The organism is Microbacterium sp. USHLN186 (assembly GCF_037145155.1).
Classification (GTDB): Bacteria; Actinomycetota; Actinomycetes; order Actinomycetales; family Microbacteriaceae; genus Microbacterium.
In genome coordinates this window covers 1-224 of sequence record NZ_JBBCYA010000022.1, presented here as the reverse complement: position 1 = coordinate 224, position 224 = coordinate 1, and the positions used below count along the sequence as shown (strand labels likewise).

Genomic DNA, 224 nt, shown 5'->3' with positions numbered 1-224 from the left:
AAGCTGGGCTTCATCGTTCGACTTGCATGTGTTAAGCACGCCGCCAGCGTTCATCCTGAGCCAGGATCAAACTCTCCGTAAAAAAGAAATGCATACACAACCGGGAAAACGGCCATGCAGCGAGTTTGAAACTGACCAAAAGAGACGAACATCATTGCTGACATTCATATAAATTGATCCAAAGGAATTCTCAACCAACCCCCACAAGGGTTGGACGAGGATAA

Annotated in this window: 1 rRNA gene; it reads right to left on the bottom strand. The window is 46.4% G+C overall.

Annotated elements, in window-relative coordinates:
* A 16S ribosomal RNA gene (locus WFG93_RS13945) occupies positions 1-82 on the bottom strand; the annotation flags it as partial.
* Positions 83-224: the final 142 nt, after the last annotated feature.